Origin of the sequence: Streptomyces pathocidini (assembly GCF_001418495.1) — a bacterium.
Lineage (GTDB): Bacteria > Actinomycetota > Actinomycetes > Streptomycetales > Streptomycetaceae > Streptomyces > Streptomyces pathocidini.
Genome location: NZ_LIQY01000704.1, coordinates 1 through 1,827, shown reverse-complemented (window position 1 = coordinate 1,827; position 1,827 = coordinate 1). Strand labels below are relative to the sequence as shown.

General features: G+C 75.6%; 3 protein-coding genes. All 3 read left to right on the top strand.

Annotation, left to right across the window (positions count from 1 at the left end; translation table 11 throughout):
* The coding region (locus tag AOK16_RS24645; protein ID WP_055474300.1) for a type III polyketide synthase at positions 1-929 on the top strand (929 nt) is incomplete at its 5' end.
* Positions 930-1,048: 119 nt separating this feature from the next.
* Entirely contained in the window at positions 1,049-1,621 is a 573-nt protein-coding gene (locus AOK16_RS24640; protein ID WP_055474299.1) for an isoprenylcysteine carboxyl methyltransferase family protein, read from the top strand.
* Positions 1,618-1,827: NAD(P)/FAD-dependent oxidoreductase (locus tag AOK16_RS24635; RefSeq protein ID WP_157859347.1), on the top strand; the 210-nt coding region annotated here is incomplete at its 3' end. The genes AOK16_RS24640 and AOK16_RS24635, both read left to right, overlap by 4 nt.

Below are 1,827 nucleotides of genomic sequence, written 5' to 3'. Positions count from 1 at the left end.
CCGTGTGGCGGGTGCGCACCCGCCACACGGTCCTGCCGCTCTCCGCGTACGCGGAGCTCGACGGCTTCGGCAAGGCCAACGACGCGTTCGTCACGGGCGCGTCGGAGCTCGGAGCCGAGGCGGTCGAGGGCGCGCTGCGCGCCGCCGGGATCGCCCCGGGCCAGGTCGACCTGCTGCTGTGCACCTCCGTGACCGGCATCGCGGCGCCCTCGGTCGACGCCCTGCTGGCCGGTCGCCTCGGCCTGCGGCCCGACGTGAAGCGGGTGCCGGTCTTCGGGCTCGGCTGCGTGGCGGGAGCGGCCGGCCTCGGCCGGCTCCACGACTACCTGCGCGGCTGGCCGGACCACGTGGCCGTGCTGCTGTCCGTCGAACTGTGCTCGCTGACCTTCCAGCGCGCCGACCCCTCCCCCGCCAACCTGATCGCCTCCGGCCTCTTCGGCGACGGGGCGGCCGCCGCCGTCTGCTGCGGCAGCGAGCGGCGGCCGGTCCCGCCCGGGCCCACGATCGTGGCCGCCCGCAGCCGCCTGTACCCCGGTACGGAGCGGGCGTTGGGGTGGGACGTGACCGACAGCGGCTTCCGGATCGTGCTCGACCCGGTCGTGCCCGAGCTCGTACGCGAGCACCTCGCCGACGACGTCGACCGCTTCCTCGGCGATCACGACCTCAAGCGGCACGACATCACCGCCTGGGTGTGCCATCCGGGCGGGCCGAGGGTGCTGGAGGCGGTGGCCGAGGCGCTGGACCTGCCGGACGGGGCGCTCGACCTGACGTGGCGCTCGCTGGCGGAGGTCGGGAACCTCTCCTCCGCCTCAGTGCTGCACGTGCTGCGGGACACCCTCGCGGAGCAGCGGCCCGAGCCCGGTACGCCCGGCCTGCTGCTCGCCATCGGCCCCGGCCTCTGCTGCGAGCTGGTGCTGCTGCGCTGGTGAGCCGGTGCTTCGGTCAGTCGGTGTGAGCCGGTCGCGATCGTGCCGAGCGGCTTCGGCGCCCTTCAGGGGGAACTCGCAGGAGAACTCACGGAGATCTCACAGGAGATGAGGAGGACCTGGTGGTCTGGTACACGGTGCTCGTGCTGGCCGTAGCCGCAGAGCGCGCCGCCGAGCTGGTCGTCGCGCGCCGCAACACCCGCTGGAGCCTGGCGCGCGGCGGAACCGAGTCCGGGCGGGGCCACTACCCGGTCATGGTGGCCCTGCACACCGGCCTGCTCGCCGGCTGCCTGGCCGAAGTGTGGCTGGCGGACCGCCCGTTCGTGCCCGCGGTCGGCTGGACGATGCTGGCCGTCGTGGCCGCGGCGCAGGCCCTGCGCTGGTGGTGTGTGCACACGCTGGGGCGGCAGTGGAACACCCGGGTCATCGTGGTGCCGGACCTGCCGCTGGCGTCCGGTGGCCCGTACCGGTGGCTGCGCCATCCCAACTACGTGGCCGTGGCGGCGGAGGGGACCGCGCTGCCGCTCGTGCACGGCGCCTGGGTCACGGCCGTTGCCTTCACGCTGTGCAACACGGTGCTGCTGACGACTCGTATCCGCGTGGAGGAGGCGGCGCTGAAGACGGGCGGGGCGCCGGGTACGAGGGGTGTGCCGGGTGGCAAGGGCGCGCCGGGCGCCGGGGGCGCGCGGGCGTGATCGACGTGCTGGTGGCGGGCGGCGGGCCGGCGGGGCTGGCCGCGGGGATCCACGCGGCCCGCGCCGGCCTGCGGGCGGTGGTCGTCGAGCCGCGCACCGGGCCGGTCGACAAGGCCTGCGGGGAGGGCGTCATGCCGAGCGGGGTGGCCGCGCTGCGCGCCCTGGGGGTCGAGGCGCCGGGCCGCCAACTGCGGGGCATCCGCTAC